Genomic DNA, 17,419 nt, shown 5'->3' with positions numbered 1-17,419 from the left:
GAACCGACTTCCATCTGTTTAACAAAATGAAACTAACTTGTATCTCATTTGTTAAACCCTAGCAATTTTTTAAAGCAATTTATTTCAATAATTTGTTCTGTTGCTTACATACTGTGCTGTTTCAAACATATGTTTGATGTTTTTGTACTTTTAAGCGTTAATCACACGACTTAGATAAACCATTGTTAACATGTATAAAGCGATGAAAATGGTGTTACTAAACAGTAGGGCGATAGGCTTCCAACCCAAACCAATTAATTTTTCAAATGAGGTCTTAACGCCAAGGGCCGCAATTGAGATAACTAGACACCATGAAGACAGCTGAGAAATTTGAGTTACCGCTGCTTCAGGGATAAAGCCGAACTGGTTGATAATGATGAATACCGCAAACATCACTAAGAAAAATGGGATTAGTGGTTGGCGCTTCCCTTCTTTGCCATCGAACTTTTCGCGTTCGCTTCGAAGGGCAACCACTAGAAACATGATCACTGGCATTAACATGGCAACGCGGAACATTTTCGCTAACGTTGCGGCATCACCAACTTCAGGTGAAATGATGTAGCCAGCACCAACCACTTGAGCTACGTCGTGAATGGAGCCACCTAAGAATAAACCTGCTTCTGAAACTGAAAGATTAAAAGTGCCAACAATAAGCGGGTATAACACCATGGCTGCTGTTGAGAATGCGGCAACACCGATTGCGGTTAATAAGGTATATTTTTCGTTATCTTCGTTTTGTGGCAATGTTGAAGACACTGCCATCGCAGCAGAAATGCCGCAAATACCTGTTGCCCCACCGGCTAATAAACCCAGCATGTAAGGCAGTTTAAGAATTCGGGAAAGTAGCATACTAAAGCTGATGGTTAGCACTACACCGCCAGCTAAGGCGACAACGCCAAGTAAACCAAGATCGCTGATATCGCTAATAGCAATACGAACACCTAATAGTGCAACACCAACACGAACCAATTTTTTAGCGCATATTTCGATGCCTTTTACGCATTTTGGGTTGTCGACTAAGAAGTGGAATGAAATACCAATAAGTAGCGCGTAAAGAAACTTAGGGCCACCGTATTGGTTAGAAACAAAACTTGCTGCTGCAGCAATCACACAGCAAAGAATAAAGCCGGGAAGGATCAGCTGAATTGAACTGAAATCGAAGAGTGGTTTTTGTAATTGTTTTGTACTCATTGTTGCTGATACCTCAAGTTGGAAAATAGCGCCTGACTCAACAGTGAGTCAGGCTTTTAACGTCGTCGGGAGTTAGACGAAATCTTTATATTTATCCAAGTGACGTACTGGTGTAGATAGCGCATCACGACGGAATGGGTCACCAAGTTCACGAGTACACATGATTTCGATAATGGTGGTTTTTCCTTCGTTCATTTGCATATCAACCGCTTTCTTTAGCGCTGGGCCAACATCTTCTAGACGGTCAACTGTGATACCTTCTGCACCCATTGCACGTGCAATTTCAGCAAAGCTTTGGTTATCAAGCTCACCTGCTACGAAGCGACGGTCATAGAAATCTACTTGGTTCTTCTTCTCTGCGCCCCATTGACGGTTGTGGAATACAACAGCCGTTACTGGGATGTCATGACGAACACAAGTCATGGTTTCCATTAAGCTCATGCCCCAAGCACCGTCACCCGCATAAGAAATCGCTGGACGATGAGGTGCAGCAACTTTGGCACCAATAATGGTTGGGAAAGCGTATCCACAGTTACCAAAGCTCATCGCTGCGAAGAATGAACGTGGTTTTTCAAAGCGAAGGTAGCTGTTTGCGATAGAGTTAATGTTACCGATGTCCGTTGATACCATTACGTCTTCAGGCATTGCTTTTTCAAGCTCACGTAAAACTTGACGAGGGTGCAGGTATTCACCACCCGAGAATGGTGTTTCTTCTGCGTTTTCTTTGATCATGTCTAAGCTGAATGCATCTTTTTCGTGCGTCCACTCATCCAGTTCTTTTTCCCAAGCCGCTTTTTCAGTCGCTACTTTATCTTTACGTTCTGCAACGGTTGAGTCACAAGCTAGAGTACGACCAGATAAACGCTCAGTTAGTGCAACAGCAGCCGCTTTTGCATCACCACAAATACCCACAGAGATTTTCTTAACAAGACCAAGCATCTTGTTATCAGCATCAATTTGAATAATTTTTGCGTCTTTTGGCCAGTAATCCATACCATGTTGTGGAAGCGTACCAAATGGGCCTAAGCGAGAACCAAGTGCAACGACAACGTCCGCTTGAGCGATCAGTTTCATTGCCGCCTTAGAACCTTGATAGCCTAATGGGCCACACCAAAGCTCATGGCTTGCAGGGAACGAGTCGTTGTGAAGGTAGCTGTTTACAACAGGTGCATTTAGACGCTCAGCAAGTGCTTTACATTCTTCTACTGCGTCAGCCATGACCACGCCGCCACCAGAGATGATCACTGGGAATTTAGCTTCAGCAAGTAGGTCAGCTGCTTCATTTAGGCTTTGCTCACCACCTGCACCACGGTCTAGACGAGAAGGTTTCGGGATTTCACATACACTTTCACCGTAGAAGTAATCACGTGGAATGTTTAGCTGAGTAGGGCCCATTTCACTTAATGCACGGTCAAAACAGCGACCCGTATATTCAGCCATACGACCTGGGTGGGTTACGTGGCCTTGGTACTTAGTGAATTCTTGGAACATTGGTAACTGGTTACACTCTTGGAAACCACCAAGACCCATAGTCGTTGTGCCAGTTTCTGGAGTAACAATAACAACAGGGCTGTGCGCCCAATAAGCCGCTGCGATTGCAGTAACACAGTTACTAATACCTGGGCCGTTTTGTCCAATCACAACACCATGAGTGCCAGAAACACGAGAGTAGCCGTCTGCCATATGGCCAGCACCTTGCTCATGTACCACTGGGATTAGACGAATGCCAGCTGGTGCGAAAATATCCATGGCATCCATAAACGCAGATCCCATAATGCCGAAAATATTGGTTACATCGTTGGCCACCATAGTTTCTACGAAGGCTTCAGATGGGGTCATCTTAGCGGGACCTTGTACATAAGATCGGTCATTTACATTGCTCATAATGCTAATTCCTTGTATGAGTGATATCTGGTGAAGCATTTGTGGAATAAAAAGTTCCACTAATTGATATGCAAATAAGTTATTGAGATTCAGTTATCATGTCAAACAAAAAGTTAAAAAAATGATACATTTTGTTTTAAATTGTGATATTTGTGATAAATTTACAGCTTGAAATAAGAAAAAGAATAAGTGTTGTTTAGCGGTTTTAAGTTAACTAAAACAATAAGATAAGAGGTTGTGGCTGATGGGTGAGTTTTCTAATGAAGTATCAATTCAAACTTCATCTAAAAAAAGAGTATCTGTTCGAGATGTTTTCAATATTTCATCAAATATGATGGTAACCGCATTTGAAGAATCGAATGATTATGTTCCAAAAATTGATCCAAACTATCAATTTAATAAAGAAGTGACCTTGGCGATATTAGCTGGATTTGAACATAATCGACGCGTGATGTTGCAAGGGATGCATGGTACGGGTAAGTCTACTCATATTGAGCAGATCGCAGCTCGTTTAAACTGGCCATGTCTTCGAGTCAACCTTGATGGAAACATCAGCCGTTTAGATTTGATAGGTAAAGATACGGTAACGCTAAAAGAAGGAAAGCAGGTTACTGAGTTTCAAGAAGGGATCTTGCCTTGGTCACTGCAGCGTCCAGTCGCACTGATTTTTGATGAATACGATGCAGGGCGACCTGATGTGATGTTTGTGATCCAGCGAGTGTTAGAGCGAGATGGAAAGTTAACCCTGTTAGATAAAAACAAAGTGATTTCACCTCATGCCGATTTTCGACTATTCGCTACAGCTAATACAGTAGGACAAGGGGATTTCTCAGGGCTTTATCGTGGCGTACAAGTATTAAACCACGCACAAATTGACCGCTGGAATATCATTGCTACTTTAAATTATCTGCCTGAAGAAGATGAAACCAATATGGTTTTAGCGCAAGTTGAAGTGAATAAAGACATCGTAGAAGGTATGGTTTCGTTGGCAACCTTTACTCGAAAAGGATTTGTGACAGGAGAAATGTCGACAGTGATGTCACCGAGAACTGTCATCACTTGGGCTGAAAATTACCAGATATTTGGTGACCTTGAACTTTCGTTCAAATTGTCATTTTTAAATAAGTGCCAAGAGGAAGAAAGGACGTTAGTCGCAGAATATTTCCAACGTTGCTTTGATAAAGAATTAGTTAATGAGTTAGCAATATGAATGAGCCAATAAGCGCTTCTGAGCAACAAGCAAGGGATTCGTTAGCGTCAGCTTTGATCAGTAGTTTTGCTAGCGATCTCAATTCTACTTCAAAAGGTCAAGTTGGCTATAAGTACCAGCAAGGCAACTTGTATAAAGGTACTGCTAGGTTACCGTTTTATGCTCCACACACCCAACAGCAATGGCTATCATCTATTTCAGAGATCTTCCCTGAGCCAGATGCAGAAAGATTAAGGCTGGAATATCGTGGACGAATTGATGCTCTTGCACTTCGTTTACAATATTCAGACTTAAGCTTGCATCTTAAACTAAAACCAAAAGCTTCAATATCTGGCTTGGTATTTGAGATGTTGGAGCAGTTACGTGTGGAATGTTTGATTTCTGATGCTCACAAAGGCATGAAGTCCAACATCAACCATTTATTTGAACAATGGAGTCATTGTTTTCATTCATCAGGGTTAACCGAGTCCAGTTTAGGTATTCTTTTATATACTTTGGCTCAAATGAGTCGTGCAAGGTTATTAGGAATTGCTGTTTCAGAAGAAACGGAACACCTTATTGAGCACACTCGATTTACGCTCTCTGGCAAAGTCGGCAAGCCGTTAAATGCAATGAGATGGTCATTTTCAAATCAAGCTGATTATGCTCAACATGCTTTAGAAATTGCACACTTGATTGAAGCCATGGCCGAAGATGAATCAGGCAATGAAGAAACCGATGAGCAACAACAAAAAGTTGTAAAAGGCTTTGCAATATTACTGGAGTTAGAAGCAGAAACGCTTGAGGCAATAGCTAAAGCTGAAACAGGTACCAGTAAAGTGTTTGAAGCGGCCAGTTATCAATATAAGGTGTTTACCACCGAGTTTGATAAATCGGTTTATCCAGAAAAGCTCATTCGAGAAGAGCTCCTTAAAGAATATCGCCAGCAATTGGATGACAAAATTCTCAGTCAAAAAATTAATGTTAGAAGTTTAGCTAGATACATCACCGCGAAACTTAATCAAACAGTGTTGGAAGGTCGGCAGACAGAACTAGAAGAAGGTTATATTGATGCTAAACGCTTAAACTCAATGATATGTTCGCCAAGTGAAACATCGCTCTTTTATCAAGCTTGTCCAATACCAAAAGTCGACACCGCAGTATCGTTTTTAGTGGACTGCTCAGGCTCAATGAAAACCCACGCCAAGAAAATCACTTTGTTGCTGGATATTTTATCCCGTGCGTTTGATATCGCTGAAGTAAAAACGGAAGTCCTTGGTTTTACCACGGGTGAATGGAACGGCGGGCAAGTGCTTAAACAATGGCGTCGTCAGCGCAGTCCTGAAAACCCCGGGCGTTTAAATTCAATTCGTCACATGATATTCAAGCACAGTGAACAAAACTGGAGAAAAGCGCGATTAGGCATCGTCGGTTTACAAAAGCTCGATTTATACAAAGAAGGTATCGATGGCGAAGCCATTGAATGGGCGAGTCAACGATTATTAAACATCGATACAACGCGAAAAATATTGGTGGTGCTGTCTGATGGCTGCCCAATGGATACCGCTACTAATCAAGCTAATGATAAATTTTATTTAGATAATCATTTGAAAGCGGTTATAGCTCAACAGTATCAAGTTGGCATTGAGATGTTAGGACTTGGCGTTGGGGTAGATTTAAGTCCATATTATGAGAAAAATATGGCCATTGACATTCAAAGTAAATTTGATTTTATGATGCTTAAACAATTAGTTGATAGGTTTTCCAGAGATTAATTTTGTTTTAGTTCAAATGATTTTTTAGTGTTTGCTTGAGATACTAAGGTTTTGATTGAAGAACATTATTTATGGCAGCCGCTTATGGTATGAATTCACCGCGCTACGATGCTTTGTGTGGTCAATACTCATTTGATTTTAAAGCACTTGATGCTCAAAAAGTATATCAAGTGCTACAAAAGATAGAGCCTTCAGTTTCGAAGACTCGATGGTTTGAAGTGTTTGACGTTGATTGGAGTCTCCGAGACGATATTGTAAAGGAATCACAAACTTCACCAGAATCAAGCTTCCTATTAGCATTATTAAAACAATGGGTATTGGCTACTGATGCTACCGAGCAAAAGCTAATCACTATTATTCGCAGAATAGATCCGGGATATGTTTCAGCCCTACAGCTGTCTTTTGCTTCTAGCCAAGATAAAAGAACGACTCAAACAAGAGGCTATGGTAAAAGGTACAGCCTTCAAAGAGCTTCGCAAAATTTCCCATTAGTTCAGGTAGATAGTGATATTGTGGCTTTTCATTTGAAAAAGAGCTTAACCCCCAATCCGAAATTTTTTAAGATGCCCCTTTCTGTGAAAGCTGAAATCATAACTAATATTTTGAGCTGCTCAAGTGATGATGAGGGATGCTGGAAGGATATTAGCTTGGAATTAGGTTTTAACTTAAGTTTTGTGTCTGGTGTAGATAGAGAATGTTCTGAAGACAAGTTGGTCTATATCATTGAAAGGTTTTGGTCTGAACCTTCATTGACCTCTAAAACAAATAGTGAACGATTTGAGCAATATATTAACGCCTTATATCATGGCTTGGTGAAAAACGAAAAAAAAATACAGAAGTTACGATCGCTCAATTTATATCGAAATATTTAAGTTTCAATCCTGACTATTTGTGGAATCACTTATTAACCTCAAACGACTACTTTATAGTATTCATTTTCAAAAAATGTACATTAGGAATTGGCTGGTATCTTGTTGCTCATAAATTTTTTTCTCGGAGCTGGGATAGGCTTGCCGTCAGCTTGCTTTACATGTGCTAACTGTCTGGTTTCTTGAACAGGTAAAAATTGCCCTGTTTCGTTTGCTTGTTGAAACGGAGTTTCCGGCTCAAGTTGTGGAGCTAAATTAACAAGCAACCGAGTTGTTTGATGTTCTTGACTATTAGGTCTACTACGGGTTGTATGTCCATTATGTGGACAAGGGGTACTAAAATTCAATTCTTCATGCTCCTTCTTTATTTTTCGAATAACTTGTCGGGCATTGGGCGTAAATCCCCTTAAAACCATTGCAAACCATGGTTTTTGTAGCTGCAATTGACTGTAAATACCATAGATTTTATCTGAAAACTCTTTTGTATGACTTTCTGCGATATCGTCTAGATAAGCCATAGAGTCAAAAAACTCAGTAATCGCTATTTTTGTTTCGAGAGAAGAGAACCTTAACTGGTGCCGAACAAAAAAGCTATGTTTACTTCCAGTTGTAAAATGCTCATAATCTCCAGGGCGTAGATAATAGTAACGCTCCGCATAGTTGCATGGGTGATTGCTTTTTGAACCGAAAATTTCTTCTGAATCATTGGGTTCATATTGTGATTGAGTTAGAGGATATGGAGAATGCTGATCTCTGGCTCTATAATCGTCCGTTGAATAGCCATATTGGTTATTATAATCATGTGGCTGTCTTTGGTATTCGGGATACCTTTGATACCCACGACTCTGTGATGAACCCACATACTGCCATTGGTAATCATAAGATTGTTCAGGGTAGCCGTTTGGCCCGATATAACCATTACTGCTCGCCATATTTAACCTTCTCGTTTGCACACATAACTAAAAAAGCATTTCAAGTCATATGAAAATAGATCAACTAAGCCTACTTGTCTGTAACTATGAGAGAAGGTTAATTTTCGGTTAATTCATACGAAATTTTTATAAGATGCAAGCTATAGAAATTAGTGACTTAGCTAAAAGTCACTAAAGATTTAGTCACTAAATAACCGCCTAATACCATTAATAATACAAATACCACTTTTTTCATAGCTTGCGGCTTTAGAGGTATGGGGTATTTCATTGCAACCATTGTTGTAATCGATACCAAAGGAATCGCTAATGCAGAGAGCAACAATATGTCAGTAGTGAGCAGATCTTGGCTCCACAAAAACAGACTACGGCTTGCTGAGGAGCAAGCAAATAAAAGCAGTAGTAGATTGCGTATAGAGACAATAGAAAAAGGTTGTCGATAGAAGTGGAAAACTAAAGGTGGTCCAGCCATACCGAATAAGCCACCTGTAAAACCTGATGCAAAACCAGCAATCGAAAATGTGGATATATGGCCACGAGGTTTGTCTTGATTGTGTGATACTTGGCTGATCGAGCTGATGCCACTAATAATGATCATCAAACCAAGTAAAGCTTGCAACATCGCTGTTGCAGAATCACTCAAATACGAAAGCAGTTGAACACCAAGAATGACTCCGGGAATGATTGCCAAACCAGCAAAAATAGCGATTTTCCAATCGATACTATACAAAGATTTTGGAACAATCGTTAAGCAGTTCACTAGAGTTACAAGGCTCACAACAGCTGCGATAAAACTAAGCTCTGCAAGCCCTAAAGCCGTAGCTAAACCCGTAACAATAATCCCTAACCCAAATCCCGTAGCCGTTTGAAAATAAGTGCCGATAACGATGATCAGCAATAGCAAAATGAAAGTAGTTATCATGTTGCAGACTGAGCCTGAACGACAGTAACAGCAATCACATTGTAAACGTCGTCTGCGTTACAACCTCGGGATAAGTCATTCGCTGGCTTAGCTAGACCTTGCAAAAGCGGGCCAACGGCTGTTGCCTGTGCCATTCTTTCTGCCATTTTATAAGCAATATTTCCAGCTTCTAAGTTAGGGAAAATTAATACATTGGATTCTCCTTTTACCTTTGAGTCAGGCTTTTTAACTTTGGCGATATCAGCCACTAACGCTGCATCGAGTTGTACGTCTTCATCAATGGCAAGTTCTGGCATGACTTCTTTTACGATCCTTGAAGCTTGAACCACTTTATCTACCGCTGAATGTTTAGCACTGCCATTTGTGGAAAATGACAGCATGGCGACTTTTGGTTCTTTACCCAATAATGCTTGTGCATTTTTTGAAGCAGCCATGGCTATGTCGGCCAGTTCTTCTGCATTAGGGTCAATGACCAGACCACAGTCAGAGAAAATCATCCCACCTTTAAAGGTGTGAAAAGGCTGACACATGACCATTAAAAAGAAGCTAGATACAATTTTTGAGCTTGGGCAGGTTCCAATAATTTGAATTGCACTACGGACAACATCGGCTGTACTGTATACGGCACCCGCTACAGAGCCTTCAGCAATGCCATGCTCTACCAGCATATTGGCAAAACAAAGTGGCTTTAATACTTCTTTTTGAGCACGCTCTAGCGTCATGCCTTTGTGTTTGCGCTTGTCAAATAGCGCTTGAGCTAGCTGGCCGATTAATGGAGACGAATTTGGATCCATTATTTCTATTTGGCACTCATCGTTACTGCCATTTTGTTGGTGTTTCAAAAGTAATTGAGAAACCGTTTTGAGATTACCCACTAAGATAATATTGGCAATGCCATCTTCACTTGCTTTTATTGCAGCTTGGATAATACGCTCATCATCACTTTCGCACAGAACAATGGTTCGAGGTGACTGTTTGGCTTTATGTATGATCAGATCCATGACTTTCATAATACTTCTCTTTTTATATTATTTTGCCTCTCTATATTTTGAGACAAAAAGTTTCATAAAGTATAATTTTTGAAAATATTATGCGTTTTAGGCTGATTTGGTCAATCAATTCTCAAAAAAAATCGTTATAATGGCTGCCTTGAGTAAAAATAAGGCAGCTAGGAAAATAAAATGGACAAAAAAAAGGTTGAAGGAGATACCCCAACACTTCGTCTTTTTTCTCTACTTGAAGTCATTGCGCAGCGGGATGAGTTTTTTTCGTTACAAGGATTAGTTGAAGAAACGGGCTTACCTAAGCCAACCGTACACAGAATGTTAAATCAGCTTGAGTCAGCGGGCATTCTTCAGCGTGATGGCGACGAACGTCACTTTAGTTCAGGTGGTCGCTTACGCAGACTGGCCGAAAATCTACTTTTAAACAGCACAACACACAGTGCTCGTCGCCTGATCTTGCAACAATTGGTGGATGAAGTCGGTGAGAGTTGTAATATTACCGCTATGTCTGACGGTGAGATTGTCTACTTAGACCGAATTGAAACGGCTGCGCCTTTACGGTTTTATCTTCATCCGGGTTCAAGAGTACCGCTACATTGCTCTGCAAGTGGTAAATTATTCTTAGCGCAAATGAGTAAATCACAGCGTAAGCGTATGCTTTCTCATGCTCAACTCACCCAATACACTGAAAAGACCATTGTCGATATCGATGAATTAGAAAATGAAATTGATAAAGTGAAATATGCTGGGTACGCCATTGATAACGAAGAGTTTCTTCCGGGCTTGTTGTGTGTGGCTGTAATGGTGCCTCGTGATAAAGGCCGCTCAAACTTATGTCTTGCTATTCAGGCACCGATTATGAGGTTGAAGCCAGAAAGCGCCTTACACTTTTTGCCTGCCTTGCAAAGAGCGGCGCGTGCTCTTGCTGAAGTAGAGGCTGAAAGTTGGCCTGAAGCGGCAGAATAAGTCGGTTAATAATGGTTATCAATTATATTTTGAGTGATAATAAAAAGACTATATGACTGGGGAAACTACCATGGCTGAAGAAACCATTTTTAGTAAAATTATCCGTAAAGAAATACCTGCTGATATCGTTTATCAAGATGAGTTGGTGACTGCATTTAGAGATATTTCCCCTCGTGCACCAACGCATGTATTAATCATTCCAAACAAATTAATCCCTACTGTTAATGATGTCACTGAATCTGATGAAGCCTCTTTGGGCAGAATGATGACGGTTGCAGCTAAAATTGCTGAGCAAGAGGGGATTGCTGAAGACGGCTATCGCTTGATCATGAACTGCAACAAACATGGTCGTCAGGAAGTTTTTCACATTCATATGCATTTAATTGGTGGTCAGGACGTTGGCCCAATGCTTTCAATTTAAATTCGGAACACAGATAGATAATGAGCAGTACTACTCCCGTTAATCCAGAGTTTTTTCCGTTAACCACCTTGGCTGAGCGCTTTGTCAATCAGTTGACTCAATGTCGCCGTTTAAATGTAAGAGTACATGAAGCCAGCGAGCATCATGTACTTATGGAGTTGCCATATAGCGAAAAGCATATCGGTTATCCTGAAACAGGGGTTATTCATGGCGGTGTGATCACCACGCTTATGGATACGGCTTGTGGCTGTGCCACCATTTGTGCCATTAAAAAGAAATATGATTCGTTAGAGATTTCGCCGACTTTGGATTTACGAGTCGATTACATGAAATCCGCCAAGCCTGGTCAGTCGGTGTTTGTGTTGGCAGAGTGTTACCGCTTAACGTCTAGTATTGCTTTTACTCGTGCTATTGCTTACCAAGACAGTATTGATAATCCTATCGCTCATGCCGTTGGTGCGTTCATGCGTATCAGCCCAGAAATGATTGGTGATGAGTTTAGAGCGGCACTCATGGGAGAAAGCGAAGGACCTGAATTTAATCAGCTTCGTATGCAAGAAGAAGCACAATTTGAAAAAGCAGAGAAGCCTGCTGAAGCGCCTAAAACACCATTAGCGGTAAAAGACATCGTTCAAAAAGCCTCGGAAACCAATGACTTTGAACAGTTACTTGCTCATGTTCCTTATGCTAAATGGATTGGCATGGACGTTGAGCGGTTTGGTTATGAGTTGGTGTTCAGATTACCAGCTAAAGACAGCAACATCGGTAACCCAGTTTTACCAGCTATCCACGGCGGTGTGATTGCTGGCTTTATGGAAATGTCTGCCATTGTGCAATTAATGGTATTCATGCATACGGAAAAAGTACCAAAGATTGTGGATTTCTCAATTGACTATCTGCGGGCTGGTTACCATAAAGACACCTTTGTCGAGTGCCACATTACAAGACAAGGGCGTAGAGTAGCGAACGTGAATATCAATTGCTGGCAAAGTAGTCGCAAGCAGTTAATTGCTACGGCAAGGGCTCATTTCTTAATTGAATAGTGAAAAATAGGCTACACTCATTATCCTACAGGTAATTGATTGGGGAAGATCATGAAACGACTCAGTATATTATTAGGTGTAGCTTTTACTTGTTTAATGTTGGTGGCTTGTGCATCAAGAACTGCGGGCGTAAAACTTGACTCTGAAGGTTCATTCAAGATAGACAATAAACGATTTGCCAGAGATATTACCCTAACCAACAATAAGCTTCGTCAAGTGGGTGAACAGCTGCAAGGTGCAGTTACAATCGTCAGTGATTCTTCCCGAACTAAAAATGTTCAGTATCGCTTTATGTGGTTTGATGCAAATAATTTCGAAATAGAATCTGATAGTGAAACGTGGCAGCCATTAACTATTTACGGCAAAGAGTCAAAGCAAGTGACTTCAGTTGCTCCAAATTCAACGGCAACTAAGTTTGAAGTTTATGTAAGACAACAGCAATAATTTAGTGTTAGTTAAACCGCCAGCTATCCCAAGATAACTGGCGGTTTTTTCGTTATGAACTTTGACCGTCTAAGCCTTTATTCATTGCTTTATCAAGCAGTACATTGTCGAGTTGTTTAGAGCTGTCAACGCCAAGCTGTTTCATTTGCTCAGCTTGACGAAGTAAATTACCTTTCCCTTCCGCTAACTTACCCATTGCAGCTTTATAAGTATTGTCTGCTGTATCTAACGCGCGGCCAAGCTTTTGCATGTCGGTGACGAAACCACATAACTTGTCGTAGATTTTTCCTGCTTGTAGAGCAATTTGTTGAGCATGCTGGTTTTGGTATTCATAACGCCAAATATTATGAATGGTTCTTAAAGCGACCAATAGGTTCGTCGGGCTAACCAACATCACATTATGATCCAATGCAAAGTTTACCAGCTCAGGATCATGCTCTAAAGCCAAGAGAAATGCTGGTTCGATTGGAATGAACATCAATACATAATCAAGGCTAGTGATGCCATGGAGTTGCTGGTAGTTTTTCTTACTTAACCCTTTTATGTGGTTACGAATCGAGATGACATGATCTTGAATTGCCTGGTTTTGTATTAATTCATCTTCGCTATTAAAGAAAGTCTCATAAGCGACGAGAGACATTTTCGAATCGATAACGACATCTTTTTGTTCAGGTAAGTGGACAATCACATCAGGTTTAAAGCGTTTACCATCGTCATTTTTAAGATCGGTTTGAGTGTCGTACTCGTGACCTTCTCGTAAACCACTTTCTTGTAATACTCTATCTAAAATAACCTCTCCCCAATTACCTTGCTGTTTATTATCACCTTTTAAAGCGTTGGTAAGGTTGATAGCGTCTTGGCTCATTTTTAGATTCAGAGCTTGAAGTTGCTCAAGTTGATGTTTGAGTGCACTTCGCTCAGATTGTTCATGGGTATAGGATTCTTTTACTTGTTTTCTAAAACCTTCAAGTTGCTCTTTAAAAGGTGAAAGCAGGTGATTGATCTGTTCAGAATTATGTTTATTGAATTTTTCGTTGCGATCATCAAATATTTTACTGGCTAGATTTTCAAATTCAGTTTTAAGGCGAATCTCGGCAGATTCGAGCAAAGCTATTTTATCTTCAAGTGCTTTTTTTTCGGTTTCATGAGTTGCGACTAATGTTTTTTGCATTGAGTTGGATTTTGATAATGCCAACTGTGCTTCCATCATTTTGTGTTGGGTGCTTTTTAAATCAGCTTCGACTTTTGCAAAGTTCTCGGTTAAAGCTTGTGCCTTACCTAGAGCTTGAATATTGATCTGATAGTCTTCTTGCAAGTGAGTATATTTTTCTTGGGTTTTCAACAACTCAGCTTCGTGCAGTTCTTGTTTGATTTCCATGACATGTTCCCAACGTTTTCGAGTTAAACGCTGGTTGATTAACATGCCAAATAAAAAGGCCAATATGGCAACAGCGATGAGTAAAAAAATAGTGCCAGTAGTTAATGACTCAAGCGGGGTGTTACTAAACATAAAATGATTTTAATCTTACTGTGAAAATATAGTGGTAGGATGTCATGCTAACTCAAGGGCTTCAAGTAACAACTCTAATTTATTCCTCTAATCTAGAAGTTAAGCTTTGTTAATTATGGAATAGCTCAAAAGTAAATCCCCTATACTGGCTGAAACATTATTTGATTATGGGTAATGATGACTGTTCCTACAGGCGACACAGCTGACCAACTTGAAGCTTATCTAGCAAGTACTAGATTAAATAATCAACGCACTGATGCCACTAAGCACATAGACTTTCGTGATCTGAATTGCTACTTGCAGGATAAAACAAAAGCTGAACAAGCCTGGGAACATCTGCAAACTTGCCAAAATACTCAAGTATCGACCAAGATGAGAGTGGACAGTTATTACCAATTCATCAGTTTACTACAGCCGAATTATCACCACTGGTTCCAACTAAAACTAGAAAGGACTGCGGGGCATAAATGTTTAGAATTTCACTTTATGCAGAATGGCCATAAAGATGTTGAATTAGCATCAATGAAGATCCCTGAACTTGCCCAACGGTTGGATTCTGAGCACGAAGAATATTGCCAAAATCGAGATGCTGAACATTTAAGAACTAAATTTGAGACTGATCTCAATAGAGCGGAATATACGTTTGATGATTCTAATGCACGAATATCATATCAACATTTTTTTACAACAGACGGTCGAACCATTCAGGAAAAACTGGAAGCAGCAACATCTTTTTTTGATAATGTTACGATTAAAGAATACTGTCAAAACCTAGGATTTCAACAGCTAATTCATCACTTTAGATCAATTCGGAATGATGCTTATTCATATCTACATAATTTATTGTTGTGTATAATTTTTCAAAAAAAATCAACGGAGATATTTGCTTTAAGCTAGAGGTAATGTCTAAATATAGGGAAGGCAAGGCTGCAGAGGGCGGGCTCGATGAGCCAATAAAAAGCACAAGGTGGCTAGCTGATTTTGTGGTCTTAAATGAGGGTTTTTGTTGTTTAGAAGCTACCGTTGATGTTGAATATAAACATAAGGAAACCCATAATACACAACAAGAAAAACCAAGTTATCAATCTCTGTATCCATCACTTTAATTAAGTTATTGAACTCTTTACATTGAATATTAAAAGTACTCATTTTACTCCACATCTTCTTCTTGTCTTATCGCAAGTATTGATTGCTAGCTCTTTCCCTGCCACCGCAATGTTAGATCTCAATAACTCCGTTATCTCACTCAATATTTTGAGATTTGTGATTGCAGTTGTTTGTTTGGCACCTTTTGTATTATTTAAGCCGAAATACCGAAAGCAATTAAAACAAACTTGGTTAAAAGGGATGATCATTGGTGGTTTTTACAGTGCCTACTTTCAGTTTTTGTTTATTTCATTAAAACAAACCACACCATTACATACAGGCACCTTATATACGCTGACACCTTTTCTTACGGCAGTATTAAGTTTTGTAGTTTGGCGATATCGAATTAATCGTTACGAATTACTCGCATACGCAATTGGCTCAATCGGTACGGCTTGGGTAGTTTTTAAAGGCAAAATCGATTTGATTTTAGGGTTTCATTTAAATCCCGGGGATTGGATTTACCTAGGAGCAGTGGTCTGTATGAGCTTATATATACTGTCGATGAAGATTTTACATAAAGGTGAAGATGCTATTGTTATGACTTTTAGTTCTCTTTTAGGTGGTTTGATTGTGACTTCGTTAGCCGCTTTTTTTATGGGAGTAGAGTTAGGTTGGTTGCGATTGTCGACGCATGATTTCACGGTATTGTTTTATATCGCAGTCGCAACTTCGCTTATGACTTCCTATTTGACCCAAAAAGCCAGTCAAAAATTACTGTCTATTGAAGTAACCACGTATATCTATTTAAGCCCAGTGCTTGTTGCTATTGAAGTGGCGATATTAGGAGGGCAATTACCTGAACTTAAAGTATTGCCGGGGATCTTATTATCCGTTTTTGCAACGGTAGTTTTACTTTATTTTGCCCAAATAAAAAAGCGCGAACTCAGTCGCGCTTCTTCAAAATAACCTTATTTTAGGTCAAATAATTACTTTGCGTTCATTAGAGCAACAGTGTTGTCTAGCATACGGTTGCTGAAACCCCACTCGTTGTCATACCAAGACATCACTTTAACTAGACGACCACTAACACGTGTTTGAGTTGCGTCAAAGTTAGAAGAATGAGGGTCATGATTAAAGTCAATCGACACTAAAGGCTGCTCGTTTACAGAAAGTACTTCTGAAAGTGGAGATTGAGCAGCTGCACGTTTGATGATGTCGTTTACTTCTTCAATAGTGGTTTCACGAGAAGCAATAAATGAAAGGTCAACTAAAGATACGTTAGCAGTAGGCACACGTACCGCCATCCCGTCGAATTTACCTTGTAGCTCAGGAACTACTAGGCCAACAGCGGCAGCTGCACCAGTTTTTGTTGGGATCATTGATAATGCAGCTGCACGAGCGCGACGTAAATCAGAGTGATAAACATCTGATAGACGTTGGTCGTTAGTGTAAGCATGGATCGTAGTCATAAGACCAGATTCGATACCTAACTCGTCATTTAACGGCTTAGCAAATGGAGCTAAACAGTTAGTAGTACAAGACGCATTCGAAATAACCGTCATGTCTGAAGTTAGAACGTCGTGGTTTACACCGTACACAACAGTTGCATCAACGTTTTTACCTGGAGCAGAAATGATAACTTTCTTCGCGCCTGCATTTAGGTGAGGTTGAACCGCTTCTTTAGATGCGAAGATACCAGTACATTCGTATACAACATCAACGTTGAGGTCAGCCCAAGGTAGTTTACTTGGATCACGTTCTTGGAAAGTGACAATTTTATCGCCGTTCACGTAAATGGCTTCTTCATCATGGTCAACTTTAGCGTTGAAACGACCATGAACAGAGTCAAATTTGGTTAAATGAGCATTAATTGCAGCGTCACCTAAATCGTTAATAGCAACGATTTGGATTGGGTAATCTTTTTCGCTCTCGTATAGAGCACGTAGAACATTTCGACCGATACGGCCGTAACCGTTAATAGCAACGCGGATAGTCATTCGATATCCCTCTAAAGTAGTTGTAAATCAAATTGGTTATAAAATTACAAATAGACGGGCTTTAGTCAAGTTTTAATCTCAAAAATGGGGTTGAAAGCGGATAATGATTGTAAGTTTTTAACGTAAATCTCATTTTTTGATAATTTAATTAAAATAAAATTGATATGACGATTCTATTAACAACTG

17 protein-coding genes are annotated in these 17,419 nt (G+C 40.0%); 10 read left to right on the top strand and 7 right to left on the bottom strand.

Going from position 1 to position 17,419, the window contains the following annotated elements; all coding sequences use genetic code 11:
- Window positions 1-150: 150 nt before the first annotated feature.
- Entirely contained in the window at window positions 151-1,191 is a 1,041-nt protein-coding gene (locus D5018_RS10960) for a YeiH family protein (RefSeq protein WP_121839050.1), read from the bottom strand.
- 72 nt (window positions 1,192-1,263) lie between these two features.
- Entirely contained in the window at window positions 1,264-3,075 is a 1,812-nt protein-coding gene (xsc, locus tag D5018_RS10955) for a sulfoacetaldehyde acetyltransferase (protein WP_207819273.1), read from the bottom strand.
- Between the two features lie 244 nt (window positions 3,076-3,319).
- Between xsc and D5018_RS10950 the strand changes: the two genes are divergently transcribed.
- From D5018_RS10950 to D5018_RS10940, 3 genes are all read left to right on the top strand, one after another.
- Window positions 3,320-4,285, top strand: a complete 966-nt coding sequence (locus tag D5018_RS10950; RefSeq protein ID WP_121839049.1) for an AAA family ATPase — start codon at window positions 3,320-3,322, stop codon at window positions 4,283-4,285.
- A complete protein-coding gene (locus D5018_RS10945; protein WP_121839048.1) occupies window positions 4,282-6,039 on the top strand; it encodes a cobaltochelatase CobT-related protein in 1,758 nt (585 codons plus the stop codon). The genes D5018_RS10950 and D5018_RS10945 overlap by 4 nt, the downstream gene beginning before the upstream one ends.
- 71 nt (window positions 6,040-6,110) lie before the next feature.
- Complete coding sequence (locus D5018_RS10940; RefSeq protein ID WP_121839047.1) at window positions 6,111-6,911, top strand: hypothetical protein; 801 nt, start codon at window positions 6,111-6,113, stop codon at window positions 6,909-6,911.
- An 80-nt stretch (window positions 6,912-6,991) separates the two neighbouring features.
- On the opposite strand, the gene D5018_RS10935 is transcribed toward D5018_RS10940, so the two are convergent.
- The 3 genes from D5018_RS10935 to pta all read right to left on the bottom strand — a co-directional run bounded on the left by D5018_RS10935 (window position 6,992) and on the right by pta (window position 9,769).
- Window positions 6,992-7,840, bottom strand: a complete 849-nt coding sequence (locus tag D5018_RS10935; protein WP_121839046.1) for a hypothetical protein — start codon at window positions 7,838-7,840, stop codon at window positions 6,992-6,994.
- Between the two features lie 157 nt (window positions 7,841-7,997).
- The gene (locus D5018_RS10930; protein ID WP_121839045.1) at window positions 7,998-8,759 is read right to left on the bottom strand and encodes a sulfite exporter TauE/SafE family protein; all 762 of its coding nucleotides are present in this window, start codon (window positions 8,757-8,759) and stop codon (window positions 7,998-8,000) included.
- On the bottom strand, window positions 8,756-9,769 hold the full coding sequence (gene pta, locus D5018_RS10925) for a phosphate acetyltransferase (protein WP_121839044.1): 1,014 nt from the start codon (window positions 9,767-9,769) through the stop codon (window positions 8,756-8,758). The genes D5018_RS10930 and pta overlap by 4 nt, the downstream gene beginning before the upstream one ends.
- 171 nt (window positions 9,770-9,940) lie before the next feature.
- On the opposite strand from pta, the gene D5018_RS10920 reads away from it, so the two are divergent.
- The 4 genes from D5018_RS10920 (at window position 9,941) to D5018_RS10905 (ending at window position 12,637) form a co-directional block, all read left to right on the top strand.
- The gene (locus D5018_RS10920) at window positions 9,941-10,729 is read left to right on the top strand and encodes an IclR family transcriptional regulator (protein ID WP_121839043.1); all 789 of its coding nucleotides are present in this window, start codon (window positions 9,941-9,943) and stop codon (window positions 10,727-10,729) included.
- Between the two features lie 70 nt (window positions 10,730-10,799).
- On the top strand, window positions 10,800-11,150 hold the full coding sequence (gene hinT / locus D5018_RS10915) for a purine nucleoside phosphoramidase (protein WP_121839042.1): 351 nt from the start codon (window positions 10,800-10,802) through the stop codon (window positions 11,148-11,150).
- A gap of 20 nt (window positions 11,151-11,170) precedes the next feature.
- Window positions 11,171-12,193, top strand: a complete 1,023-nt coding sequence (locus D5018_RS22400; protein WP_121839041.1) for a PaaI family thioesterase — start codon at window positions 11,171-11,173, stop codon at window positions 12,191-12,193.
- Window positions 12,194-12,244: 51 nt separating this feature from the next.
- On the top strand, window positions 12,245-12,637 hold the full coding sequence (locus tag D5018_RS10905) for a YcfL family putative periplasmic lipoprotein (protein WP_121839040.1): 393 nt from the start codon (window positions 12,245-12,247) through the stop codon (window positions 12,635-12,637).
- A 52-nt stretch (window positions 12,638-12,689) separates the two neighbouring features.
- Here the strand turns inward: D5018_RS10905 and rmuC are convergent, their stop codons facing one another.
- The gene (gene rmuC, locus D5018_RS10900) at window positions 12,690-14,147 is read right to left on the bottom strand and encodes a DNA recombination protein RmuC (RefSeq protein WP_121839039.1); all 1,458 of its coding nucleotides are present in this window, start codon (window positions 14,145-14,147) and stop codon (window positions 12,690-12,692) included.
- A 174-nt stretch (window positions 14,148-14,321) separates the two neighbouring features.
- On the opposite strand from rmuC, the gene D5018_RS10895 reads away from it, so the two are divergent.
- Genes D5018_RS10895 through D5018_RS10885 form a run of 3 tightly spaced genes read left to right on the top strand, consistent with a single transcriptional unit; the run spans window position 14,322 to window position 16,202 of the window.
- Entirely contained in the window at window positions 14,322-15,044 is a 723-nt protein-coding gene (locus D5018_RS10895) for a hypothetical protein (protein WP_133309277.1), read from the top strand.
- A gap of 5 nt (window positions 15,045-15,049) precedes the next feature.
- Complete coding sequence (locus D5018_RS10890) at window positions 15,050-15,253, top strand: hypothetical protein (protein WP_121839037.1); 204 nt, start codon at window positions 15,050-15,052, stop codon at window positions 15,251-15,253.
- Between the two features lie 22 nt (window positions 15,254-15,275).
- Window positions 15,276-16,202 carry a DMT family transporter gene (locus D5018_RS10885; RefSeq protein WP_121839036.1) on the top strand — a complete coding sequence of 309 codons (927 nt, stop codon included), beginning with the start codon at window positions 15,276-15,278 and terminating at the stop codon, window positions 16,200-16,202.
- A gap of 20 nt (window positions 16,203-16,222) precedes the next feature.
- On the opposite strand, the gene gap is transcribed toward D5018_RS10885, so the two are convergent.
- A complete protein-coding gene (gene gap, locus D5018_RS10880) occupies window positions 16,223-17,233 on the bottom strand; it encodes a type I glyceraldehyde-3-phosphate dehydrogenase (RefSeq protein WP_121839035.1) in 1,011 nt (336 codons plus the stop codon).
- Between the last annotated feature and the right edge of the window lie 186 nt (window positions 17,234-17,419).

It is taken from the genome of Parashewanella curva (assembly GCF_003675895.1).
GTDB classification, from domain to species: domain Bacteria; phylum Pseudomonadota; class Gammaproteobacteria; order Enterobacterales; family Shewanellaceae; genus Parashewanella; species Parashewanella curva.
The sequence above is the reverse complement of the archived record's forward strand: the minus strand, read 5'-3'. Positions and strand labels throughout refer to the sequence as shown.

Bases quoted from the DNA above. Each gene is read 5' to 3' on its own strand.
- D5018_RS10960 (WP_121839050.1), bottom strand. From the start codon at position 1,191: ATGAGTACAAAACAATTACAAAAACCACTCTTCGATTTCAGTTCAATT.
- xsc (WP_207819273.1), bottom strand. From the start codon at position 3,075: ATGAGCAATGTAAATGACCGATCTTATGTACAAGGTCCCGCTAAGATG.
- D5018_RS10950 (WP_121839049.1), top strand. From the start codon at position 3,320: ATGGGTGAGTTTTCTAATGAAGTATCAATTCAAACTTCATCTAAAAAA.
- D5018_RS10945 (WP_121839048.1), top strand. From the start codon at position 4,282: ATGAATGAGCCAATAAGCGCTTCTGAGCAACAAGCAAGGGATTCGTTA.
- D5018_RS10940 (WP_121839047.1), top strand. From the start codon at position 6,111: ATGGCAGCCGCTTATGGTATGAATTCACCGCGCTACGATGCTTTGTGT.
- D5018_RS10935 (WP_121839046.1), bottom strand. From the start codon at position 7,840: ATGGCGAGCAGTAATGGTTATATCGGGCCAAACGGCTACCCTGAACAA.
- D5018_RS10930 (WP_121839045.1), bottom strand. From the start codon at position 8,759: ATGATAACTACTTTCATTTTGCTATTGCTGATCATCGTTATCGGCACT.
- pta (WP_121839044.1), bottom strand. From the start codon at position 9,769: ATGAAAGTCATGGATCTGATCATACATAAAGCCAAACAGTCACCTCGA.
- D5018_RS10920 (WP_121839043.1), top strand. From the start codon at position 9,941: ATGGACAAAAAAAAGGTTGAAGGAGATACCCCAACACTTCGTCTTTTT.
- hinT (WP_121839042.1), top strand. From the start codon at position 10,800: ATGGCTGAAGAAACCATTTTTAGTAAAATTATCCGTAAAGAAATACCT.
- D5018_RS22400 (WP_121839041.1), top strand. From the start codon at position 11,171: ATGAGCAGTACTACTCCCGTTAATCCAGAGTTTTTTCCGTTAACCACC.
- D5018_RS10905 (WP_121839040.1), top strand. From the start codon at position 12,245: ATGAAACGACTCAGTATATTATTAGGTGTAGCTTTTACTTGTTTAATG.
- rmuC (WP_121839039.1), bottom strand. From the start codon at position 14,147: ATGTTTAGTAACACCCCGCTTGAGTCATTAACTACTGGCACTATTTTT.
- D5018_RS10895 (WP_133309277.1), top strand. From the start codon at position 14,322: ATGATGACTGTTCCTACAGGCGACACAGCTGACCAACTTGAAGCTTAT.
- D5018_RS10890 (WP_121839037.1), top strand. From the start codon at position 15,050: ATGTCTAAATATAGGGAAGGCAAGGCTGCAGAGGGCGGGCTCGATGAG.
- gap (WP_121839035.1), bottom strand. From the start codon at position 17,233: ATGACTATCCGCGTTGCTATTAACGGTTACGGCCGTATCGGTCGAAAT.